Here is a 645-nt window from a genome sequence, read left to right as displayed (position 1 = left end):
GTGATTACAGCGCCACCTTACTTGCTCGGTATATGGGCGTTGAGGAGGTGTGTATTTGGACCGATACTCAGGGGGTGTTTAGCACGGATCCGAGAAAGGTTGCCAGCGCCCAGAAGTACCATAAAATTTGTCGTTCCCAGGCACAATTGTTGGCGGCGCTGGGCAATCCCGTATTGCATGCCGAAATTTACAGGCGCGGGATGGAGCAGCCTGGTAGCTCGTCGGGCTCATAACCCGAAGGTCGTCGGTTCAAATCCGGCTCCCGCAACCAACTTCTTTTTGTTCGGTTAGAAGTCAAAAATAAACCTTCAGTCTACTGGCGCGGGATGGAGCAGCCTGGTAGCTCGTCGGGCTCATAACCCGAAGGTCGTCGGTTCAAATCCGGCTCCCGCAACCAATTCTTAATTGGATACGCCACTTCTTTCGAAAGCAGAAGCAAAACAACTTTCAAGTCTACTGGCGCGGGATGGAGCAGGATGATAAATCATCCGTCGGACTCGCTAAACCAGAAAAGGCCGAAGGTCGTCGGTTCCCGACGAAACTCAGCTAAGACACTTACAGGCGCGGGATGGAGCAGCCTGGTAGCTCGTCGGGCTCATAACCCGAAGGTCGTCGGTTCAAATCCGGCTCCCGCAACCACTTCTT

3 tRNA genes and 1 pseudogene are annotated in these 645 nt (G+C 53.6%); all 4 read left to right on the top strand.

The features are described from left to right. Positions 1-185, top strand: a pseudogene (locus C2M36_RS15170) (amino acid kinase family protein); the annotation flags it as partial. Between the two features lie 9 nt (positions 186-194). After that, a tRNA-Met gene (locus C2M36_RS15165) sits at positions 195-271 on the top strand. Positions 272-320: 49 nt separating this feature from the next. Further along, positions 321-397: transfer RNA gene (locus C2M36_RS15160), tRNA-Met, on the top strand. A gap of 165 nt (positions 398-562) precedes the next feature. Then, positions 563-639, top strand: a tRNA-Met gene (locus C2M36_RS15155). Positions 640-645: the final 6 nt, after the last annotated feature.

The organism is Pseudoalteromonas sp. T1lg75 (assembly GCF_002964705.1).
Lineage (GTDB): Bacteria > Pseudomonadota > Gammaproteobacteria > Enterobacterales > Alteromonadaceae > Pseudoalteromonas.
This window is presented reverse-complemented; position numbering and strand designations above follow the sequence as displayed.